This is a genomic window from Pseudomonas sp. LBUM1664 (assembly GCF_059695895.1).
Window position 1 is genome coordinate 1,073,372 of the sequence record NZ_CP166791.1, and the last position, 17,106, is coordinate 1,090,477.

Sequence of the window (17,106 nt, forward strand, 5' to 3'; positions counted from 1 at the left end):
TCCTCCAAAACGTCCGGATGCCAAGACGGGGAACGTCAAATCAGAAGTAGAGGCCAACCTTGTTCAATGATTGTATTCGGCTTGATCAGACGCTGGTTGAAGCTGCACAGCGCTATCCACAGAGGCCCGCGCTACAAGCGGAAGACGCGTCATTCAACTATCAACAACTGAACGAAGCGGTTAATAAATTATGCGAGTTGATGCGTGCAGAAGGAGTGCATGCCGGTGATCGAATAGGCATCTATATTGCGAAGAGCGCAGCCGCTGTTGTGGCGATTTATGCCGCATTAAGGCAGGGGGCATTAGTAGCTCCGATGGATGTCAAGGACCCCGCAGAACGGGGCGCACGGATGTTGGCCAACGCCGACCTGGATTTTTTATTGGCTACCCCTGCAAGCCAAGCAGCAGCATCTAAGGTGGTTTCCATTCATGGTCAGTCTGGCGACGCTCGCACAGTGGGCGGGCTATGGCTATTCCCCTTGCGAGGACAACCACTTCGACATGCCGGGTGCGAGGGTGGCTATGTTTTGTTTACATCAGGCAGTACCGGCGCGCCCAAGGGTGTATGCCTGTCCCATGCCAACGTCCTACATTTTTCTGCCTGGGCGGCACGCGCAGTTGCTCTGGACTGTGAGGACCGTGTTGGATCACAAGCGGCACTCACATTCGATCTGACGACCTTCGATCTATTCTCGACCGCACTGGCTGGAGCCTGTCTTTGCCTGTTGCCAGACTATCTCAAGACTTTTCCTCGCGATGTGACGCGTTGGCTGGGTGAGCAGTGTATCTCAGTGTTCTACGCAGTACCCACCTTGTATCAGATGCTGCTACAGCAGGGCGGGATTGAGCAAGCGAGGCCGTCTGCACTACGCGCTGCGTTGTACGCGGGTGAACCGTTCCCGCCACAACTGCTTAAGCGCTATCTGACTGCATTCCCCGACTTGCCGTTCTACAACCTGTATGGGCCTACGGAAACCAATGTGTGCACCGCAGAACAGGTGAGTTTGCCGAGTATCGAGACGGTTTTGCCGTCGATCGGTTGGGCGATTGATGGAGTGGAAGTCGAAATCATCGGTGACGACGGTCGCGCAGCGTCGGAGGGTGAGATTTTCGTTGCAGGGCCGACGGTGTTCGCTGGTTATTTGGTTGATGGCGTATGTCGCGATGCCCGCCGTGCAGTGTATTTCCGCGATGGAGTGGAAAGGTTGGCCTATGGCACGGGGGATATCGGGTATCAGGCGGCGGATGGTCGCTTTCATCTGCAAGGTCGACGTGACCATCAGGTGAAGCGTCGCGGCCACCGCATTGATCTTCTGGACATAGAAAGTGCGGTATTGGCATTGCCGGGCGTTGAAACTGCCGCAGTTGTGGCTCGCCAAGGTACAGAGCCGGATTGCGAGATCTGGGTACATGTGGTGAGTGCTGGTGCAGGTCGTGATGACATTGTTCGCGGCTTGAGCGGAGCATTGCCGAAGAGGATGCGACCGGATGGAGTTCGTATGGCGCGAAAGCTGCCAGCCACTGCCAACGGCAAAATAGATCGACGTGCTTTGAGCATGTTGAGTGTAAACATGGAAGGGATAGGTAATGAAGAACATTGAAACGCTGTGCTCGCTGATTCAGTCAAATCTGCTGACGCAATACCAAGGTGCAGACCTTACTGTGGTACCGGATACGGCGTTACTGGAGGAAGGCTGGTTGGACTCTCTCACGATCATATCCATTGTCGTCGACGTTGAGAAAAAGTTCGAGATAGCTTTCCCTGAAAACAAAGTCGTCGCAGCTTCATTTCGCACGCCTGCCGCGCTATGGGCTGTAATTGAAGCCAGCCTGGTCGAGCTCGCTTGAGTCTGTGCCGATAACAGAGAGGGCGAGTGATGCTGTTCAGAGACGAAGACAAGATAGTTGAACAAACGGTGCAGGAGAGCTGCATCCAAGGGGAGGCTTTGCTGCCTAAGTTGGAAGGAAAAACCTTCCGCGAGCAATGGTTGTTGGCAGCGGCTACAGGGCTGCTGCGTTCTTCCAATAGCACGGTGACAAACAAGCTCGCCGTGATGGAAGGATTGGGCATGAGCGGCGTGAGTCCTGCCCTTTGCTATGCACTCGCTTCACAGTTGTTCGGTATGCAATTGCCCATGCAGACTTGGCTGAATACCGAGCAGCGGAAACAACTGGCAGGCCTGGAAGATGGGGAGACGCTGTTGTGTCACGCGCTGACTGAAGCGCATGGCGGTAGTGATCCGATGTCGATGGAAACCGTGGCTGAACGTCAGGCGGACGGTAGTTATCGGTTGACGGGCGAGAAGCGCTTCATTACCGCTGCCCCGGTAGCAGATCACGCTTTGGTGTTCGCTCGTACCGGTAAGGGGCGATCACCATTCGATTTATCAGTCGCACTAGTTGACCTGTCGGATGCGGGCGTATTGCGTAGTGAGCCGCTGAACAAGGCCGCATTGCCCGGTGTACCGATGGGCGTGTTGACCTTTGACGGTGTGCGGTTGGAGGAGCACAGCCTGTTGGGAGGCGAGGGGGCGGGTTTCTCTGTATTGACCGCGACTACGACCTGGGAGCGAGCTCTCCTCATGGGGTATGCGCTGGGACCCATGCGCAGGATGCTGGTTCAGACGGTGGAGTGGAGCCGGGATCGAAGTCATTTTGGAAGATCCATGGGTTCCAGCCACTTGGTGGCCGGGCATGTGGCCGACATGAGCATGGCTCTTTATCGTTCGCGAAAATTGCTATACGGCATTGCGCGGCGCATCGATGCCGGAGTGACTATCCGTCAATTGAGTGGTGAGGCTGCGATGGTGAAGATATCGGTTTCTGAAGACTTTACGCGGCTGTCGCAATTGGCAGCCCAGTTAGGTGGTGTGCGTTCTTACATCGCCGATTCCGGTCGGGCGATCGATCTCATCAGTCCATTGGCTTCAATGACCTATGCGGGGGCGAACGATCTGCTACGTATCAGCGTGGCGCGCCAGGCTGGTTTGCCAGTCGAGAACTGAGCGCTAGAGTTTTTGAATCATATACATAAGGTCAACGCATATGGCTTTGCCACATCAAATCGATGAAATTCTCACGTTGGTGGATCGCATCGGTACACGGCTCGTCGACTTGGCTCCGTTGGTAGATAACCAACAATCGGATAGTAGCGAGAGCTATCAACTGATCAAGGAGTCTGGTCTGTTGGGGTTGCTGATCCCTCGCGAGGCTGGGGGGGCGGGTCTAAATTATTTGGAATATAGCCAGGTTCTGGCGCGACTTGCTCAGTATGACGCGGCAACTGCGCTGGGATTCAATATGCACAATGTGGCGCTTGGCTCGTTATGTGAGTCGGCGGGGAAATCGCTGTCAGCGGCTGCGGATGCCTTTCGCTCCTGGGTATTTGATGAGGTGATATCGCACAACAAGATGTTTGCATCTGCAACGTCAGAGCTGGGTAGTGGTGCGCGGTTACGAGGTATCCAGACACATTACCGCCCGCATGAAGGCGGTTTCCTGCTCAATGGCAACAAGTCTTTCGTGTCGTTGGCAGGCGCTGCAGACTATATCGTAGTAACGGCAAAACCTGAGGGTAACGACAGCGACAGCGAAATCAGCCACTTCGTGGTCGGTCGCAATGACGAAGGTGTGCGTTACGGCCAAGTTTGGGACGGGTTTGCCATGAATGGTACCCAGACCGCCAGCATGACTTTTGAAAATGTGCTTTTGACCCGCCAGCGTTTGTTTCTGGCAGTCGAAGGGATGTCTTTATTCAAGCTGGTACGTGAGCCTCATTGGATGATTTCCGGTTATACCGGTGTTTATCTCGGGATTGCTACTGCGTTGCTGCAACACATCACCGAGGCCGTGCGTTCCACGCCTTCCCAACTTGAATCTAGCGCGATCCATCAGGAAGTAGGCAGGCTATCGGCTGAATTACACGCGGGTCGAGCGTTGCTGAATGAGGCTGGCACACTCATCGTGCAACGGCGCGGAACGATAGAGGCGAATGCCGCTGTGCATGCTGCTAAGTACTTCATCGGTGAGCTTGCGCCGAAGATGGCAATGGCGGCGGTTAAGATTTGTGGTGCGAGCACATTGAATCGTAGCCGACCGCTGGAACGATTCCTGCGCGAATCGTTCTTTTGCAGTGTTATGCCGGCCAAGCCAATGGACTGTCTGGAATACTTAGGCAAGGCCCAACTGGGGATTAATCTGTTCGATGCACGACAGATTAACTGGTAGTGGCTCATGCGAATTCCAACCCAATTCGGACGCGCCGCCTGGCTCAGCACTTATCTGTTGTTGGTGGTAATGATGGTGGGTACGTTGCCGACGCCGTTGTATCCGCTCTATGCCACGCAATTAGGCTTGTCTCCATTTGTGGTGACGTTGGTATTCGCGTCCTACGCACTAGCCATCCTGTTCAAACTGATGGTGTTTGGTCGATTGTCTGATTTGTTGGGCAGACGAGCAGTGCTGGGGCTCGGGATCGGGTTGACATTTGCCAGTCTGTTGAGTTTTTTACTCTGGCCCACGTTAGCCGGTTTGTTCGTTGGACGAGTATTGTCCGGGATGGCAGTAGGGTTGATGGTGGGTGCCACGACTGCCTATCTGACCGAGTTGCTATGTAATCGGTCACTCGCGGCTCTGATCTCCAGCTTGAGCAACATGAGTGGTCTAGGGCTTGGAGCGTTACTGTCTGGCTGGGTGGCAGAGAATGCGGCGCATCCGCTCCATGCCAGTTATATAGCACTGCTGTTCATGCTGTTGCCAAGTGTGCTGTTGCCATGGCTACCCGAAACAGTGATGCATGGAGGTTCTCGCCCACCGTTACGATTGCAGCGATTGCGGATACCGAGTGAGATGCGGCAAGCCTTTATGGCCGTGGCGATGTCGGTGCTGTGCGGATTTAGCTTTCTTGGCTTGTTCGCAGCACTGGCAGGTCGTTTCCTCGCTGTTGGATTGCATCACAGTGGCCTTCTGTTGAGCGGAGGCATTGTATTTTTGACTTTTTGCAGTGCTGCCATTAGCCAGTTGTTGGTGTTGCGATTGTCGCCCCGTCGAGTAGTTCCAGTGGGTGTTTTGCTACTGCCCTTGGCTTTGGCCTGTGTATGGCTGACATTTCATTTTGCATCCTTATCTTTGTTCCTGGGGGGGGCGGTGTTGGGAGGGATGGGCGCGGGTATGGTGCTCCGCGGAGGTCTGGGGTTGGTGACGATGTTGTCTCCTGCCGATCGTATTGCGGAAGTCAGTTCGGGCTTTTTCGTCGCGGCATATTTGGGATTGATTGTGCCCGTGGTCGGGGTGGGCTTGCTTTTGTCCGTATGGGATATGTCTTCAACCATAGGCCTGTTCGGCGGATTAGTGACGATATTGGTGATTTTCAGCAGCCGTGCGGTTTTGGGGCTTGGCCCGGCACCGGAACCCGGTTTGGCTATTGCGGTAGGGGGTGAATGATGGCGACGATCTCACTGAATGGCGGAGAAATTGATTATTTGCTGATCGACGGTGAGTCAGATCGTCCTCCGCTTGTATTGCTGCATGAGGGGCTCGGTTGCATTGCGATGTGGCGACGTTTCCCGTATCGACTGGCAGCAATGACCGGACGCCGAGTGCTCACTTATAGCCGCTATGGCTACGGTCACTCGTTTCGAGCGGATCTGCCACGCCGTTCAGACTATATGCACGTGGAGGCGCAGCAGGTATTGCCTGAATTGCTGGAAAAACTGGAGCTTCGTAATCCAGTGCTGGTTGGTCATAGCGATGGCGCTTCCATCGCGTTGCTCCATGCGAGCAAATCTCCTGTTGCGGGGCTGGTGCTACTTGCTCCACATGTTTTCGTCGAATCCATCACATTGAGCGGCATTGACGTCGCGCGAAAATCGTTCTTGACCGGGAACCTGGAACGACAACTCGCTCTGTTTCATCCCGATCCCAAAGCAGTATTTGAGGGGTGGAGTGATGTCTGGTTGGCCGATCATTTTCGTGACTGGAATATTGAGCAATGCTTGGCCGATATTAGTTGCCCGGTCTTGTTGCTGCAGGGAGATCGGGACGAGTACGGAACGCTGGCGCAACTGAGCGCGATTCAACGGAAGATACCCGGAGTTGTCACCCAGCATTGCCTGATCGATTGCGGACACTCGCCGCATCTTGATCAGACGGAGCACACACTTGATCTGATAGTCGAATTCTTTGACCAGATGACGGGCGCGTCGCCCAAAGCCGACTTGGCGTCAGCGTCGTTTTAAGAGGTCTTCCCTTCAACGCTATTTTCGCGAGGAACTAACTTCATGAGTACCGCAGTCAGTGAAACCCGCCGTCTAACCGTACCAGATATCAGGGCTTACAAGGGCAAACGCAAGATCGTGTCGTTGACCGCGCACAATCGATCGATCGCTGAGATTGTTGACGAATTTGTTGACGTTATCCTGATGGGTGATTCGACCGCGATGGTTGCCTACGGGCAGCCCAACACGCTGGATTTCACATTGGATCAGGCGATACAACATAGTCGCGCGGTAGTGCGTGCTACACGCCGCGCGTGTGTAGTGGCTGATCTGCCGTTCGCCTCCTACCAAGAATCACCGGCTCAGGCTTTCCGCAGTGCAGCGCGGTTGATGATGGAGGCGAATATCGCAGCGGTAAAGGTGGAAGGTAGTGCGGTCATGGCGCCCACCGTGCAGTTTCTGGTGGAACGAGGCATTCCAGTGATAGCGCATATCGGGTTGATGCCTCAGTTTGTCAACACCATGGGTGGGTTCCGAGCCCAAGGTATGGACGATCAATCGGCGAACTCTATCCGTGATGCAGCCACGGCGATGGAATCAGCAGGTGCTTTTTGCATCGTGCTGGAGGGGGTAGCAGAGCCGCTAGCCCGAGAGTTAACCGAGGTACTGCGCGTGCCAACGATCGGAATCGGGGCCTCGCCCGCTTGCGATGGCCAAGTGCTGGTGATCGAAGATATCCTGGGTCTTGGCGGTGAGTTCGTACCGCGTTTCGCTAAACGTTATGTCGATGCCCATGCTGTTATCAGCGATGCAGTGGGCCAGTACGCATCGGATGTCCGCAATGGCTGCTTTCCTGAACTCTCGCACTGCTTTGGAGTGAAACGCTGACATTAATACTGCTTAACTCAGAATGCTAGGTAAGCGTCCGAGCTACACCCTCTTAAAACTCAGACCTTAAGGGGTTGCGCGCGCACTGATAGAGGAAGTCCAAGCTTCGTCAGTTTGCGAGCTGTGTACCGTTCTGAGCGCGCCTCGGCAAGACCAATCTCTGGGTAAGAGCCGATAGCAAAAACATTTTCCTTGCCATCGAGTCGAAATTTCCATCGCCATAGCTTGCTACCGCTTGGCTGCACCAAAAGAAAAAGCCCGCCGCCATCCCCAAGCTTGTAAGGGGCGGCAGCGGGCTTTGCAGTGCGTACTTTAGCGTCTGTGATTAGGTCTTTAGGCATTTGGGTATCCGTGAGAGATGAAGAAAATACCCCCATCCAGAAATCGTGATACCCCTGATGCCACCCCGCTTTTCTCTAGAACACTATCACCCTTGCTGAACCGCACTGAGCTCTAGATATTTGGCAGCCCCCTCTAAAAACAAGGGCCTCAGGCCAGTTTCAGGTTCAGTACGGTTCACTCAGGTTCAGTAGAAGCCTTAGACGTTAAAGCGGAAGTGCATCACGTCGCCGTCCTTGACGATGTATTCCTTGCCTTCCAGACGCCATTTACCGGCTTCCTTGGCACCGGCTTCGCCCTTGTACTGGATGAAGTCGGCGTAGGCGATGACTTCGGCGCGGATGAAGCCTTTTTCGAAGTCGGTGTGGATCACACCAGCGGCTTGCGGGGCGGTGGCACCCACGCGTACGGTCCAGGCGCGGACTTCTTCGACACCCGCGGTGAAGTAGGTTTGCAGATGGAGCATTTCGTAACCGGCGCGGATCACTCGGTTCAGGCCAGGCTCTTCCAGGCTCAGGGCCTCGAGGAACATGTCTTTCTCTTCGCCGTCGTCCAGCTCGGCGATCTCCGCTTCGATCTTGTTGCAGACCGGAACGACCATGGCGCCTTCTTCTTCGGCAATGGCCTTGACCACGTCCAGGTGCGGGTTGTTCTCGAAGCCGTCTTCAGCAACGTTGGCGATGTACATGACCGGCTTGGTGGTCAGCAGGTGGAAACCCTTGATCACCAGCTTCTCGTCGGTGCTCATTTTCTTCATCAGGCTGCGCGCAGGCTTGCCTTCGGTGAAGTGAGCGATCAACTGCTCCAGCAGGCCTTTCTGGACGACTGCATCCTTGTCGCCACCCTTGGCGTTGCGGGCGACTTTCTGCAGCTGTTTTTCGCAGCTGTCGAGGTCGGCGAAGATCAGTTCCAGGTCGATGATTTCGATGTCGCGTTTCGGGTCGACGCTGTTGGAGACGTGGATCACGTTCTCATCTTCAAAGCAGCGCACCACGTGGGCGATTGCATCGGTTTCGCGGATGTTGGCCAGGAATTTGTTACCCAGGCCTTCACCTTTCGAGGCACCGGCCACCAGGCCTGCGATGTCGACGAATTCCATGGTCGTCGGCAGGATGCGCTTGGGGTTGACGATAGCCGCCAATGCTTCCAAGCGCGGATCCGGCATCGGCACGATGCCGGTGTTCGGCTCGATGGTGCAGAAGGGGAAGTTCTCGGCCGCGATACCGGATTTGGTCAGGGCGTTGAACAGGGTGGACTTGCCGACGTTAGGCAGGCCGACGATGCCGCAATTGAATCCCATGGTGTTTCCCCTCGGATAAGTGTCAGGCCTTCTGGCTGTGCAGGTTTTTCATCGCACGGTTCCATTCACCGGCGAGGATATCCGGCAGCACGCCGAGGGCAAAATCGATGCTGGCATCGAGTTTTTCCTGTTCGGCGCGAGGCGCACGACCCAGGACAAAATTTGAAACCATACTGGCAACACCCGGGTGGCCGATGCCGAGCCGCAGGCGGTGAAAGGTATTCTGATTGCCCAGTTGCGCGATGATGTCGCGCAACCCATTGTGACCACCATGACCGCCGCCTTGCTTGAGCTTGGCGACGCCCGGAGGTAGATCGAGCTCGTCGTGAGCCACCAGGATTTCTTCGGGCTTGATGCGAAAGAAACCGGCCAATGCCGCCACGGCCTGGCCGCTGCGGTTCATGTAGGTGGTGGGAATCAACAGACGAACATCCTGACCCTGATGCGAGAAGCGCCCGGTCAGGCCGAAATATTTGCGATCGGCCGCCAGGCTGACGCCTTGTGCGTGCGCGATGCGCTCAACAAAAAGGGCCCCTGCGTTATGCCGGGTCTGTTCGTATTCAGCGCCTGGATTTCCCAGGCCAACGATCAGTTTAATGGCAGTCACGATAGGGGCCCTTCCTGGAGTGTGGATAACAATGTCGCGATCAGACGGTGTTGCGACAGTGGACGAAAATGGCGGATCTACCGTTAAGTAAACTTCGCGTTCTCGCCCGCTGTCTCGCTACGTTCCAGTCCGCGATGTTTCCGGTCACTCCGGCGACAGAGTGAAATTACTCTGCAGCGCCTTCTTCAGTAGCTTCTGGAGCAACACGTGGAGCGTGGACGTTGGCAACAGCCTTGTCATCGCCGTGTGCCAGGGCAACAAATTCAACGCCTTTAGGGGCTTTGAGGTCGGACAGGTGAATGATCGTGCCGATTTCGGCGTCAGTCAGATCGACTTCGATGAATTCAGGCAGGTCTTTCGGCAGGCAAGTCACTTCGATTTCCGCAACAACGTGCGAAACTTCGCCGCCTTTCTTGATCGGAGCAGCTTCGCCGACGAAGTGTACAGGCACGATAGCGGTCAGTTTCTGGCCAGCGATTACGCGTACGAAGTCAGCGTGCATCACGTGGCCTTTGGCCGGGTGACGTTGCAGAGCTTTGATTACGACGTTTTGCTTGGTGCCACCAACGTTCAGCTCGATGATGTGGCTGTAAGCCGCTTCGTTTTCGAGCAGTTTGGCAACTTCTTTGGCCAGCATGCTGATGGACTCAGGGGCTTTGTCGCCACCGTAGACTACAGCTGGAACCAGGCTCGCGAGACGACGCAGGCGGCGGCTCGCACCTTTCCCCAGGTCGGAACGCACTTCAGCATTCAGGGTAAAATCGTTCATGTTGTATCTCCAAAATAACCACATTCGCCCCAGCGTTTGCGACCAGCGCTAAAGGCGATATGGGCAAAAAAGCCCCGCCCCGACAGTCAATGCCGGGGCGGGGCGCTTTTCGTCAACGAGATGTCACGGCAAGGGCAGGGCCCTTAGCGGAACATCGCGCTGATCGATTCTTCATTGCTGATGCGGCGAACCGCCTCGGCAACAACCGGTGCGATATCCAGTTGACGGATACGCGCACAGGCTTGTGCAGCAGCAGACAGCGGGATGGTATTGGTCACCACCAGCTCGTCCAGCACGGAATTTTCAATGTTTTCGATCGCTCGACCCGACAGCACAGGGTGTGTGCAGTAGGCAAAGACCTTGGCAGCGCCATGCTCTTTCAGGGCCTTGGCCGCGTGGCACAGGGTGCCGGCGGTATCAACCATGTCATCGACCAGAATACAGGTACGCCCTTCGACGTCGCCGATGATATGCATCACTTCGGAGTGATTGGCTTTCTCACGACGTTTGTCGATGATACCCAGATCCACGCCCAGGGATTTGGCAACAGCCCGTGCACGCACGACGCCACCAATGTCCGGGGACACGATCATCAGGTTTTCGAAGCGCTGATCTTCAATGTCATCCACCAGAACCGGGGAGCCGTAGATGTTATCCACGGGAATATCGAAGAAGCCCTGAATCTGGTCAGCATGCAAGTCAACCGTGAGAACACGATCGATGCCGACTACGGTAAGCATGTCAGCCACGACTTTCGCGCTGATTGCCACACGTGCGGAACGCGGACGGCGATCCTGACGGGCATAACCAAAGTAAGGAATAACAGCAGTGATACGAGTAGCCGAGGAACGGCGGAAGGCATCAGCCATCACGACGAGTTCCATCAGGTTATCGTTGGTCGGAGCGCAAGTCGGCTGAATAATGAAAACGTCTTTACCGCGAACGTTTTCATTGATCTCGGCAGTGATTTCGCCGTCGGAAAACTTACCGACAGAAATGTCACCGAGAGGGATATGCAGCTGACGCACTACGCGCCGAGCCAGATCGGGGTTAGCGTTCCCCGTAAAGACCATCATCTTGGACACGCGCAGTACCTGAAGGCTGAGGGTAACCTGGATGAGTATAGGAAAATGGCAGGGGCGGCTGGATTCGAACCAACGCATGGCAGGATCAAAACCTGCTGCCTTACCGCTTGGCGACGCCCCTGTATCTGTTGCTGCGAGTGCCGAGCACTCGATTCCTTTAGAGCAGACCTTGCAGCTTGCGATGCAACATCGAAATGTTGCTTCCTTTCGCTACAAACCCTGTAAGGGTCTCTGTAAGAAGGGCCGAGACTTTATCAGCTTCAGCTTTGCTTGGGAAGCCCCCAAACACACAACTTCCAGTTCCGGTGAGTTTTGCTTCGGTAAATTTACCTAACAAATTCAAAGCGTTACGAACATCTGGATAACGCCTTGCTACCACCGGCAAGCAGTCATTCCGACTGTTTCCCTTGGGAACGGGGCGCACTTTAATGGGAGGAGAGTTACGTGTCAACAGCGGATCTGAAAAAATTTCTGCTGTACTTACAGATACTTGCGGCACCAGTACCAAGTACCACGGTTCCTCGGGTTCTACCGGGGTGAGTTTCTCCCCGACGCCCTCGGCGAAAGCCGCGTGGCCGCGCACGAAAACCGGCACGTCGGCGCCCAGGGTCAGGCCCAGGGCCGCGAGGCGATCCGCGTCCCAGCCCAACTGCCACAGATGGTTGAGCCCCAGTAAAGTCGTCGCCGCATTTGAACTGCCGCCACCGATACCGCCGCCCATGGGCAGGATTTTTTCGATCCAGATATCGATGCCCAGCGAACAACCGGATTGCTCCTGGAGTTTTTTCGCGGCTTTGACGATCAGGTTGCTGTCGTGGGGGACCCCGTCGAATTCAGTGTGCAGGCGAATCACGCCGTCGTCGCGCACGGCGAAGGTGATTTCGTCGCCGTAGTCCAGAAACTGAAAAATCGTCTGCAACTCGTGATAGCCGTCTGGTCGACGACCCAGGATGTGCAGCATCAGGTTGAGCTTGGCCGGGGAGGGCAGGGTCAGGCGTGCAGCGGTCATGTCATTGCCCCAGCTTGCGCGGCTGCCATTGCTTGATCACCAGTGTGACGTCGAGGTTGCTGCCGTGCAGTTTGATTCGCTCGGGCAGCCAGTAGCCGTTCTGCTGGGCATAGCTCAGGTATTCGATTTGCCAGTCATCCTGCTCCAGGTTCGACAGGCGGCTGTCGGCGTCGAGGGTCAGGCGGCTTTTGCTGTCCGGTGCCGGCAGCCCGCGCACCCACCAGGTCAGATGGGAGACTGGCAATTTCCAGCCCAGTTGCTCTTCCAGCAAGGCTTCGGGTGTGGTCGCGTCATAGCGACCCTGGTTGGCGACTTCAAGCGAGACCTGGCCTGGTCGGCCAGTCAGCCGGGCCGCGCCGCGACCCAGCGGGCCGGACAGGCGAATGTCGTAGTAGTCCTGGCGTTGCAACCAGAACAACGTGCCGCTGCCCGAGTCTTTCGGTGCGCGAATGCCGATCTTGCCGTCGATCTGCCAGCCGTCGAGGCTGCTCAGTTGTTCCTTGTGCTCGCGCCACTGGGCCGGGTTGCCATGGCCCTGGACGGATTCACGGGCACCGAAGCCCGCGCAGCCGGCGAGCAGGGCGATAAAGCTGAACATGATGAAGTGGCGCAAAAGCATAATCTTAAAGGGTCTCTGATCCGGTCAGGCGTTTGATGGTGCTGCGCAAAATGGGGCTGTCAGGCTGGTCCTTGAGGAACCTGCTCCAGATCTGCCGTGCTTCACGTTGTTTGCCGTTGGCCCACAGGACTTCGCCCAGGTGAGCGGCGACTTCCTGGTCGGGAAAGCGCTCCAGGGCCTGACGCAACAGGCGTTCGGCTTCGTCGAGGTTGCCCAGGCGAAAGTTCACCCAGCCGAGGCTGTCGAGCACCGCCGGGTCTTCCGGATTGATCTGGTGGGCCTGTTCGATCAGCACCTTGGCTTCATCGTATCGGGTGGTGCGATCCGACAAGGTGTAGCCGAGGGCATTGAGGGCCATGGCGTTGTCTGGATCGCGTTGGATGATCAGGCGCAGGTCTTTCTCCATCTGGGCCAGGTCATTGCGCTTTTCCGCCAGCATGGCGCGGGTGTACAGCAGGTTCAGATCGTCTGGGTACTGCTTCAAGGCTTGTTGCAGCACGTTCCAGGCTTTGTCGCCCTGATTATTGGCCGACAAGGTTTCGGCTTCGATCAAATACAACTGGATACCGTAGTCCGGTTGGGAGTCGCGCTGTACGGCGAGGCGGCTCTGGGCGTCGGCCGTTTTACCGTTGCTTATCAGAATATCGGCCTGGCGCAACTGCGCCGGCAGATAGTCGTTGCCCGGGCCGACCTGGGCGTACTCGATCAGCGCGCTCTCGGGGTCGTTGCGTTCTTCGGCAATGCGACCCAGGTTCAAGTGGGCCGAGTCGACGTGGCTTTCCCGTGCGATCAGGTCTTCTAGGTAGCCCTTGGCTTCGTCCCAAGCCTTGGCTTCCAGGCAAACCAGCGCCAGGGAATAACGCAAATCGTCATCTTCAGGGTATTGCTGGACCAGGCTGGAGAACTCGACCTTGGCGTCGTCCATGCGGTTGTTTTCTACCAGCATGCGGGCATAGGTGAGGCGCAGTCGCTTGTCGTCCGGGTATTTCTTGATGCTTTTTTTCAGCAGCGGCAGGGCTTCATCGCCGCGGTTCAAGCCTTGCAGCAAGCGTGCGCGCAGCAGGATCGGCGCCACTTCGCCAGCTTCCGGCGGGTTGTCTTCGAGCAGGGTGAGGGCGCCCTGGGTGTCGCCGTCCTGTTGCAGCAGCAGGGCCTTGCCGAAAATCAGCTGGCCGTTGTTCGGGTGACGCTGCAGCAAGCGATCGAAGCTTTTCATCAAGCCGTTACGGGTTTCCTGGTCGGTATCGGCCGCGGACAACGCAAGAAAATCGAAATGGGTGTCGCCCTTGCCCAGCAGGACCTTCTCCATATACACCATGGCGTCGTCGTAGCGCCCGGCTCGCGCCAGTTGCACGGCGGCGGCGCGTTGCGCTTCAAGGTCGTCCGGGGCATTTTTGGCCCAGATCAGTGCGGTATCCAGCGCGGCCTGATCGGCCCCAAGGTACTCGGCGATGCGAAACGCCCGTTCGGAGATGCCCGGGTCCTGAGTGTTGATGGCCTGGGTCACGTAGTTGTCCAGCGCAATGTCGAAACGATTGCGCTGGCCCGCCAGCTCGGCACTCAACAGGCTGAAGATGGTTTCTTCGCTGAACGAGCCGTAGACCTTGGGTTTTTCGGGGGCCTGCGTGCTGTCTTCGACCGGTGGCGTACCGTCCGTCGAAACGGGAGCCATGGACTGGCAACCGCTGAGCAAGGCAAAAGCGAGGAGCAACGCGGAAGATCTATTCATATAGGAAGAGGACGACTAACCTGCGGTCGGATCATCATGACACAAGCCTTCGGTCAAACATAACCGCCCCGTCGATTTACGGTAAGGGCCGGGGCGATAGATATCGAGTGGTTGTTCTGAATCTGGCGAAGTAGGACAATTGTCGGCTTCTCGTCACAATCAGCGACCTTGAATGGCCTTCCTTGCACTCGGTATTAACCACAAGACTGCTTCAGTAGACGTCCGCGAGCGCGTGGCCTTTACGCCTGAGCAGCTGGTTGAGGCCTTGCAGCAGCTCTGCCGACTTACCGACAGCCGCGAAGCTGCGATCCTCTCTACCTGCAATCGCAGCGAGCTTTATATAGAACGGGATCATCTTTCGGCTGATGTGGTGCTGCGCTGGCTGGCCGAATATCACGATCTGAGCCTTGAAGAGCTGCGCGCCAGTGCCTATGTGCATGAAGATGATGCGGCAGTTCGTCACATGATGCGCGTCGCCTCGGGGCTCGACTCGCTGGTATTGGGCGAACCGCAGATCCTCGGCCAGATGAAGTCGGCCTACGCCGTGGCGCGCGAGGCCGGCACCGTCGGCCCGATGCTGGGGCGCCTGTTCCAGGCCACGTTCAATGCTGCCAAGCAGGTGCGCACGGATACGGCCATCGGTGAGAACCCGGTGTCCGTGGCGTTTGCCGCCGTCAGCCTGGCAAAACAGATTTTCAGCGATCTGCAACGCAGCCAGGCGCTGCTGATCGGCGCTGGCGAGACCATCACCCTGGTCGCCCGCCATCTGCACGAGCTGGGTGTGAAGCGCATCGTCGTCGCCAACCGTACCCTGGAACGGGCCAGCACCCTGGCCGAACAGTTCGGCGCCCACGCGGTTTTGTTGTCGGACATTCCCGCCGAGCTGGTGCACAGCGACATCGTCATCAGTTCCACCGCCAGCCAGTTGCCGATCCTGGGCAAGGGCGCGGTGGAAAGCGCTCTGAAACTGCGCAAGCACAAGCCGATTTTCATGGTGGACATTGCCGTTCCCCGGGACATCGAGCCGGAAGTCGGCGAACTGGCCGACGTTTACCTCTACAGCGTCGACGACCTGCACGAAGTGGTCGCCGAGAACCTCAAGAGCCGGCAAGGCGCTGCCCAGGCGGCGGAGGAAATGATCACCATCGGCGCCGACGATTTCATGGTGCGCCTGCGCGAGCTGGCGGCGGTGGATGTGCTCAAGGCGTATCGTCAGCAGAGCGAACGCCTGCGCGACGAAGAACTGCAAAAGGCCCAGCGCCTGCTGGCCAACGGCGGCAGCGCCGAAGAGATACTGGTGCAACTGGCCCGCGGCCTGACCAACAAATTGCTTCACGCCCCCAGTGTCCAGCTCAAGAAGCTGACCGCCGAAGGCCGCCTCGATGCGCTGGCCATGGCCCAGGAACTCTTTGCCCTCGGTGAGGGTTCACCGGATAGCTTTTCGGATAAAAAACCGCAATGAAAGCGTCACTGCTCAATAAGCTGGATATCCTCCAGGACCGTTTCGAAGAACTGACGGCCTTGCTAGGCGATGGCGAAGTCATTTGCGATCAGAACAAATTCCGCACCTATTCCAAGGAGTACGCGGAAGTCGAGCCGATTGTCGCCACTTATAAACAGTTGCTCAAAGTGCAGGGTGACCTTGAAGGCGCCCAGGCGCTGCTCAAGGACAGCGACCCGGACATGCGCGAAATGGCCGTCGAGGAAGTCCGCGAGGCCAAGGAGCAGTTGGTCGAACTGGAAGGCAATCTGCAACGCATGCTGCTGCCCAAGGACCCGAATGACGGACGTAACGTATTCCTTGAGATCCGCGCCGGTACTGGCGGCGACGAGGCGGCGATTTTCTCCGGCGACCTGTTCCGCATGTATTCGCGTTACGCCGAGCGTCGCGGCTGGCGCGTGGAGATTCTTTCCGAGAACGAAGGCGAACACGGCGGCTATAAAGAAGTCATCGCCCGGGTCGAAGGTGACAACGTCTACGGCAAGCTGAAGTTCGAATCCGGCGCCCACCGTGTGCAGCGTGTGCCGGCCACCGAATCCCAGGGGCGCATCCATACGTCGGCCTGCACAGTTGCGGTATTGCCCGAGCCGGACGAGCAGGAAGCTATCGAGATCAACCCGGCGGATCTGCGGGTCGACACCTACCGTTCCTCCGGCGCGGGTGGTCAGCACGTCAACAAGACCGACTCGGCAATCCGCATCACGCACTTGCCCTCGGGCATTGTGGTCGAGTGCCAGGAAGAACGTTCCCAGCACAAGAACCGGGCGCGGGCCATGTCCTGGTTGTCGGCCAAGCTCAACGATCAGCAAACCAGCGCCGCGGCCAACGCCATCGCCAGCGAGCGAAAATTGCTGGTGGGTTCGGGCGATCGTTCCGAGCGGATCCGTACCTACAACTTCGCCCAGGGCCGGGTCACCGACCACCGTGTCAACCTGACCCTGTACTCCCTTGACGAAATTCTTGCCGGTGGTGTCGATTCGGTCATCGAGCCGTTGCTGGCCGAATACCAGGCCGACCAGTTGGCTGCGATTGGCGAGTAAGCAGA

General features: G+C 57.1%; 17 protein-coding genes and 1 tRNA gene. 9 read left to right on the plus strand and 9 right to left on the minus strand.

Annotated elements, in window-relative coordinates; translation table 11 throughout:
- Nucleotides 1-59: 59 nt before the first annotated feature.
- Genes ACA047_RS05015 through panB form a run of 7 tightly spaced genes read left to right on the plus strand, consistent with a single transcriptional unit; the run spans nucleotide 60 to nucleotide 7,103 of the window.
- Nucleotides 60-1,601, plus strand: a complete 1,542-nt coding sequence (locus ACA047_RS05015) for an AMP-binding protein (protein ID WP_497357202.1) — start codon at nucleotides 60-62, stop codon at nucleotides 1,599-1,601.
- Nucleotides 1,588-1,848 (plus strand): phosphopantetheine-binding protein, encoded by a 261-nt coding sequence (locus tag ACA047_RS05020; protein ID WP_497357204.1) that lies wholly within the window; start codon nucleotides 1,588-1,590, stop codon nucleotides 1,846-1,848. Before ACA047_RS05015 ends, ACA047_RS05020 begins: the two co-directional genes overlap by 14 nt.
- A 29-nt stretch (nucleotides 1,849-1,877) precedes the next feature.
- On the plus strand, nucleotides 1,878-3,005 hold the full coding sequence (locus ACA047_RS05025; RefSeq protein ID WP_497357205.1) for an acyl-CoA dehydrogenase family protein: 1,128 nt from the start codon (nucleotides 1,878-1,880) through the stop codon (nucleotides 3,003-3,005).
- Nucleotides 3,006-3,045: 40 nt separating this feature from the next.
- Nucleotides 3,046-4,227, plus strand: a complete 1,182-nt coding sequence (locus ACA047_RS05030) for an acyl-CoA dehydrogenase family protein (RefSeq protein ID WP_497357207.1) — start codon at nucleotides 3,046-3,048, stop codon at nucleotides 4,225-4,227.
- A gap of 6 nt (nucleotides 4,228-4,233) precedes the next feature.
- On the plus strand, nucleotides 4,234-5,442 hold the full coding sequence (locus tag ACA047_RS05035) for an MFS transporter (RefSeq protein ID WP_497357209.1): 1,209 nt from the start codon (nucleotides 4,234-4,236) through the stop codon (nucleotides 5,440-5,442).
- Nucleotides 5,439-6,236, plus strand: coding sequence for an alpha/beta fold hydrolase (locus ACA047_RS05040; protein ID WP_497357211.1), 798 nt, complete (start codon nucleotides 5,439-5,441; stop codon nucleotides 6,234-6,236). The genes ACA047_RS05035 and ACA047_RS05040 overlap by 4 nt, the downstream gene beginning before the upstream one ends.
- 42 nt (nucleotides 6,237-6,278) lie before the next feature.
- Complete coding sequence (gene panB / locus ACA047_RS05045) at nucleotides 6,279-7,103, plus strand: 3-methyl-2-oxobutanoate hydroxymethyltransferase (protein WP_497357213.1); 825 nt, start codon at nucleotides 6,279-6,281, stop codon at nucleotides 7,101-7,103.
- Nucleotides 7,104-7,162: 59 nt separating this feature from the next.
- Here panB and ACA047_RS05050 read toward each other — a convergent pair whose 3' ends face one another.
- The 9 genes from ACA047_RS05050 to ACA047_RS05090 all read right to left on the minus strand — a co-directional run bounded on the left by ACA047_RS05050 (nucleotide 7,163) and on the right by ACA047_RS05090 (nucleotide 14,560).
- The gene (locus ACA047_RS05050; protein ID WP_497357215.1) at nucleotides 7,163-7,444 is read right to left on the minus strand and encodes an Arm DNA-binding domain-containing protein; all 282 of its coding nucleotides are present in this window, start codon (nucleotides 7,442-7,444) and stop codon (nucleotides 7,163-7,165) included.
- A 197-nt stretch (nucleotides 7,445-7,641) separates the two neighbouring features.
- Entirely contained in the window at nucleotides 7,642-8,742 is a 1,101-nt protein-coding gene (gene ychF, locus ACA047_RS05055) for a redox-regulated ATPase YchF (RefSeq protein ID WP_497357217.1), read from the minus strand.
- 22 nt (nucleotides 8,743-8,764) lie between these two features.
- Entirely contained in the window at nucleotides 8,765-9,349 is a 585-nt protein-coding gene (gene pth, locus ACA047_RS05060; RefSeq protein WP_003185374.1) for an aminoacyl-tRNA hydrolase, read from the minus strand.
- Between the two features lie 166 nt (nucleotides 9,350-9,515).
- Nucleotides 9,516-10,118 carry a 50S ribosomal protein L25/general stress protein Ctc gene (locus ACA047_RS05065; protein WP_497357219.1) on the minus strand — a complete coding sequence of 201 codons (603 nt, stop codon included), beginning with the start codon at nucleotides 10,116-10,118 and terminating at the stop codon, nucleotides 9,516-9,518.
- A 143-nt stretch (nucleotides 10,119-10,261) separates the two neighbouring features.
- The gene (locus tag ACA047_RS05070) at nucleotides 10,262-11,203 is read right to left on the minus strand and encodes a ribose-phosphate pyrophosphokinase (protein WP_003171603.1); all 942 of its coding nucleotides are present in this window, start codon (nucleotides 11,201-11,203) and stop codon (nucleotides 10,262-10,264) included.
- A 46-nt stretch (nucleotides 11,204-11,249) separates the two neighbouring features.
- Nucleotides 11,250-11,324 (minus strand) — tRNA-Gln (locus tag ACA047_RS05075).
- A 36-nt stretch (nucleotides 11,325-11,360) separates the two neighbouring features.
- Nucleotides 11,361-12,212 (minus strand): 4-(cytidine 5'-diphospho)-2-C-methyl-D-erythritol kinase, encoded by an 852-nt coding sequence (ispE, locus tag ACA047_RS05080; RefSeq protein WP_497357221.1) that lies wholly within the window; start codon nucleotides 12,210-12,212, stop codon nucleotides 11,361-11,363.
- A 1-nt stretch (nucleotide 12,213) separates the two neighbouring features.
- Nucleotides 12,214-12,831, minus strand: coding sequence for a lipoprotein insertase outer membrane protein LolB (gene lolB / locus ACA047_RS05085; protein WP_497357223.1), 618 nt, complete (start codon nucleotides 12,829-12,831; stop codon nucleotides 12,214-12,216).
- Between the two features lie 4 nt (nucleotides 12,832-12,835).
- A complete protein-coding gene (locus tag ACA047_RS05090; RefSeq protein ID WP_497357225.1) occupies nucleotides 12,836-14,560 on the minus strand; it encodes a tetratricopeptide repeat protein in 1,725 nt (574 codons plus the stop codon).
- 172 nt (nucleotides 14,561-14,732) lie between these two features.
- On the opposite strand from ACA047_RS05090, the gene hemA reads away from it, so the two are divergent.
- Together hemA and prfA are read left to right on the plus strand one after the other, a co-directional pair.
- The gene (gene hemA / locus ACA047_RS05095) at nucleotides 14,733-16,022 is read left to right on the plus strand and encodes a glutamyl-tRNA reductase (protein WP_497357227.1); all 1,290 of its coding nucleotides are present in this window, start codon (nucleotides 14,733-14,735) and stop codon (nucleotides 16,020-16,022) included.
- Nucleotides 16,019-17,101: a peptide chain release factor 1 gene (gene prfA / locus ACA047_RS05100; RefSeq protein WP_497357229.1), complete on the plus strand. Its 1,083-nt coding sequence runs from the start codon at nucleotides 16,019-16,021 to the stop codon at nucleotides 17,099-17,101. The genes hemA and prfA overlap by 4 nt, the downstream gene beginning before the upstream one ends.
- Nucleotides 17,102-17,106: the final 5 nt, after the last annotated feature.

Coding starts and splice junctions, on each gene's coding strand:
- ACA047_RS05020 (WP_497357204.1), top strand. CDS start 1,588: ATGAAGAACATTGAAACGCTGTGCTCGCTGATTCAGTCAAATCTGCTG.
- ACA047_RS05025 (WP_497357205.1), top strand. CDS start 1,878: ATGCTGTTCAGAGACGAAGACAAGATAGTTGAACAAACGGTGCAGGAG.
- ACA047_RS05030 (WP_497357207.1), top strand. CDS start 3,046: ATGGCTTTGCCACATCAAATCGATGAAATTCTCACGTTGGTGGATCGC.
- ACA047_RS05035 (WP_497357209.1), top strand. CDS start 4,234: ATGCGAATTCCAACCCAATTCGGACGCGCCGCCTGGCTCAGCACTTAT.
- ACA047_RS05040 (WP_497357211.1), top strand. CDS start 5,439: ATGATGGCGACGATCTCACTGAATGGCGGAGAAATTGATTATTTGCTG.
- panB (WP_497357213.1), top strand. CDS start 6,279: ATGAGTACCGCAGTCAGTGAAACCCGCCGTCTAACCGTACCAGATATC.
- ACA047_RS05050 (WP_497357215.1), bottom strand. CDS start 7,444: ATGCCTAAAGACCTAATCACAGACGCTAAAGTACGCACTGCAAAGCCC.
- ychF (WP_497357217.1), bottom strand. CDS start 8,742: ATGGGATTCAATTGCGGCATCGTCGGCCTGCCTAACGTCGGCAAGTCC.
- ACA047_RS05065 (WP_497357219.1), bottom strand. CDS start 10,118: ATGAACGATTTTACCCTGAATGCTGAAGTGCGTTCCGACCTGGGGAAA.
- ispE (WP_497357221.1), bottom strand. CDS start 12,212: ATGACCGCTGCACGCCTGACCCTGCCCTCCCCGGCCAAGCTCAACCTG.
- lolB (WP_497357223.1), bottom strand. CDS start 12,831: ATGCTTTTGCGCCACTTCATCATGTTCAGCTTTATCGCCCTGCTCGCC.
- ACA047_RS05090 (WP_497357225.1), bottom strand. CDS start 14,560: ATGAATAGATCTTCCGCGTTGCTCCTCGCTTTTGCCTTGCTCAGCGGT.
- hemA (WP_497357227.1), top strand. CDS start 14,733: ATGGCCTTCCTTGCACTCGGTATTAACCACAAGACTGCTTCAGTAGAC.
- prfA (WP_497357229.1), top strand. CDS start 16,019: ATGAAAGCGTCACTGCTCAATAAGCTGGATATCCTCCAGGACCGTTTC.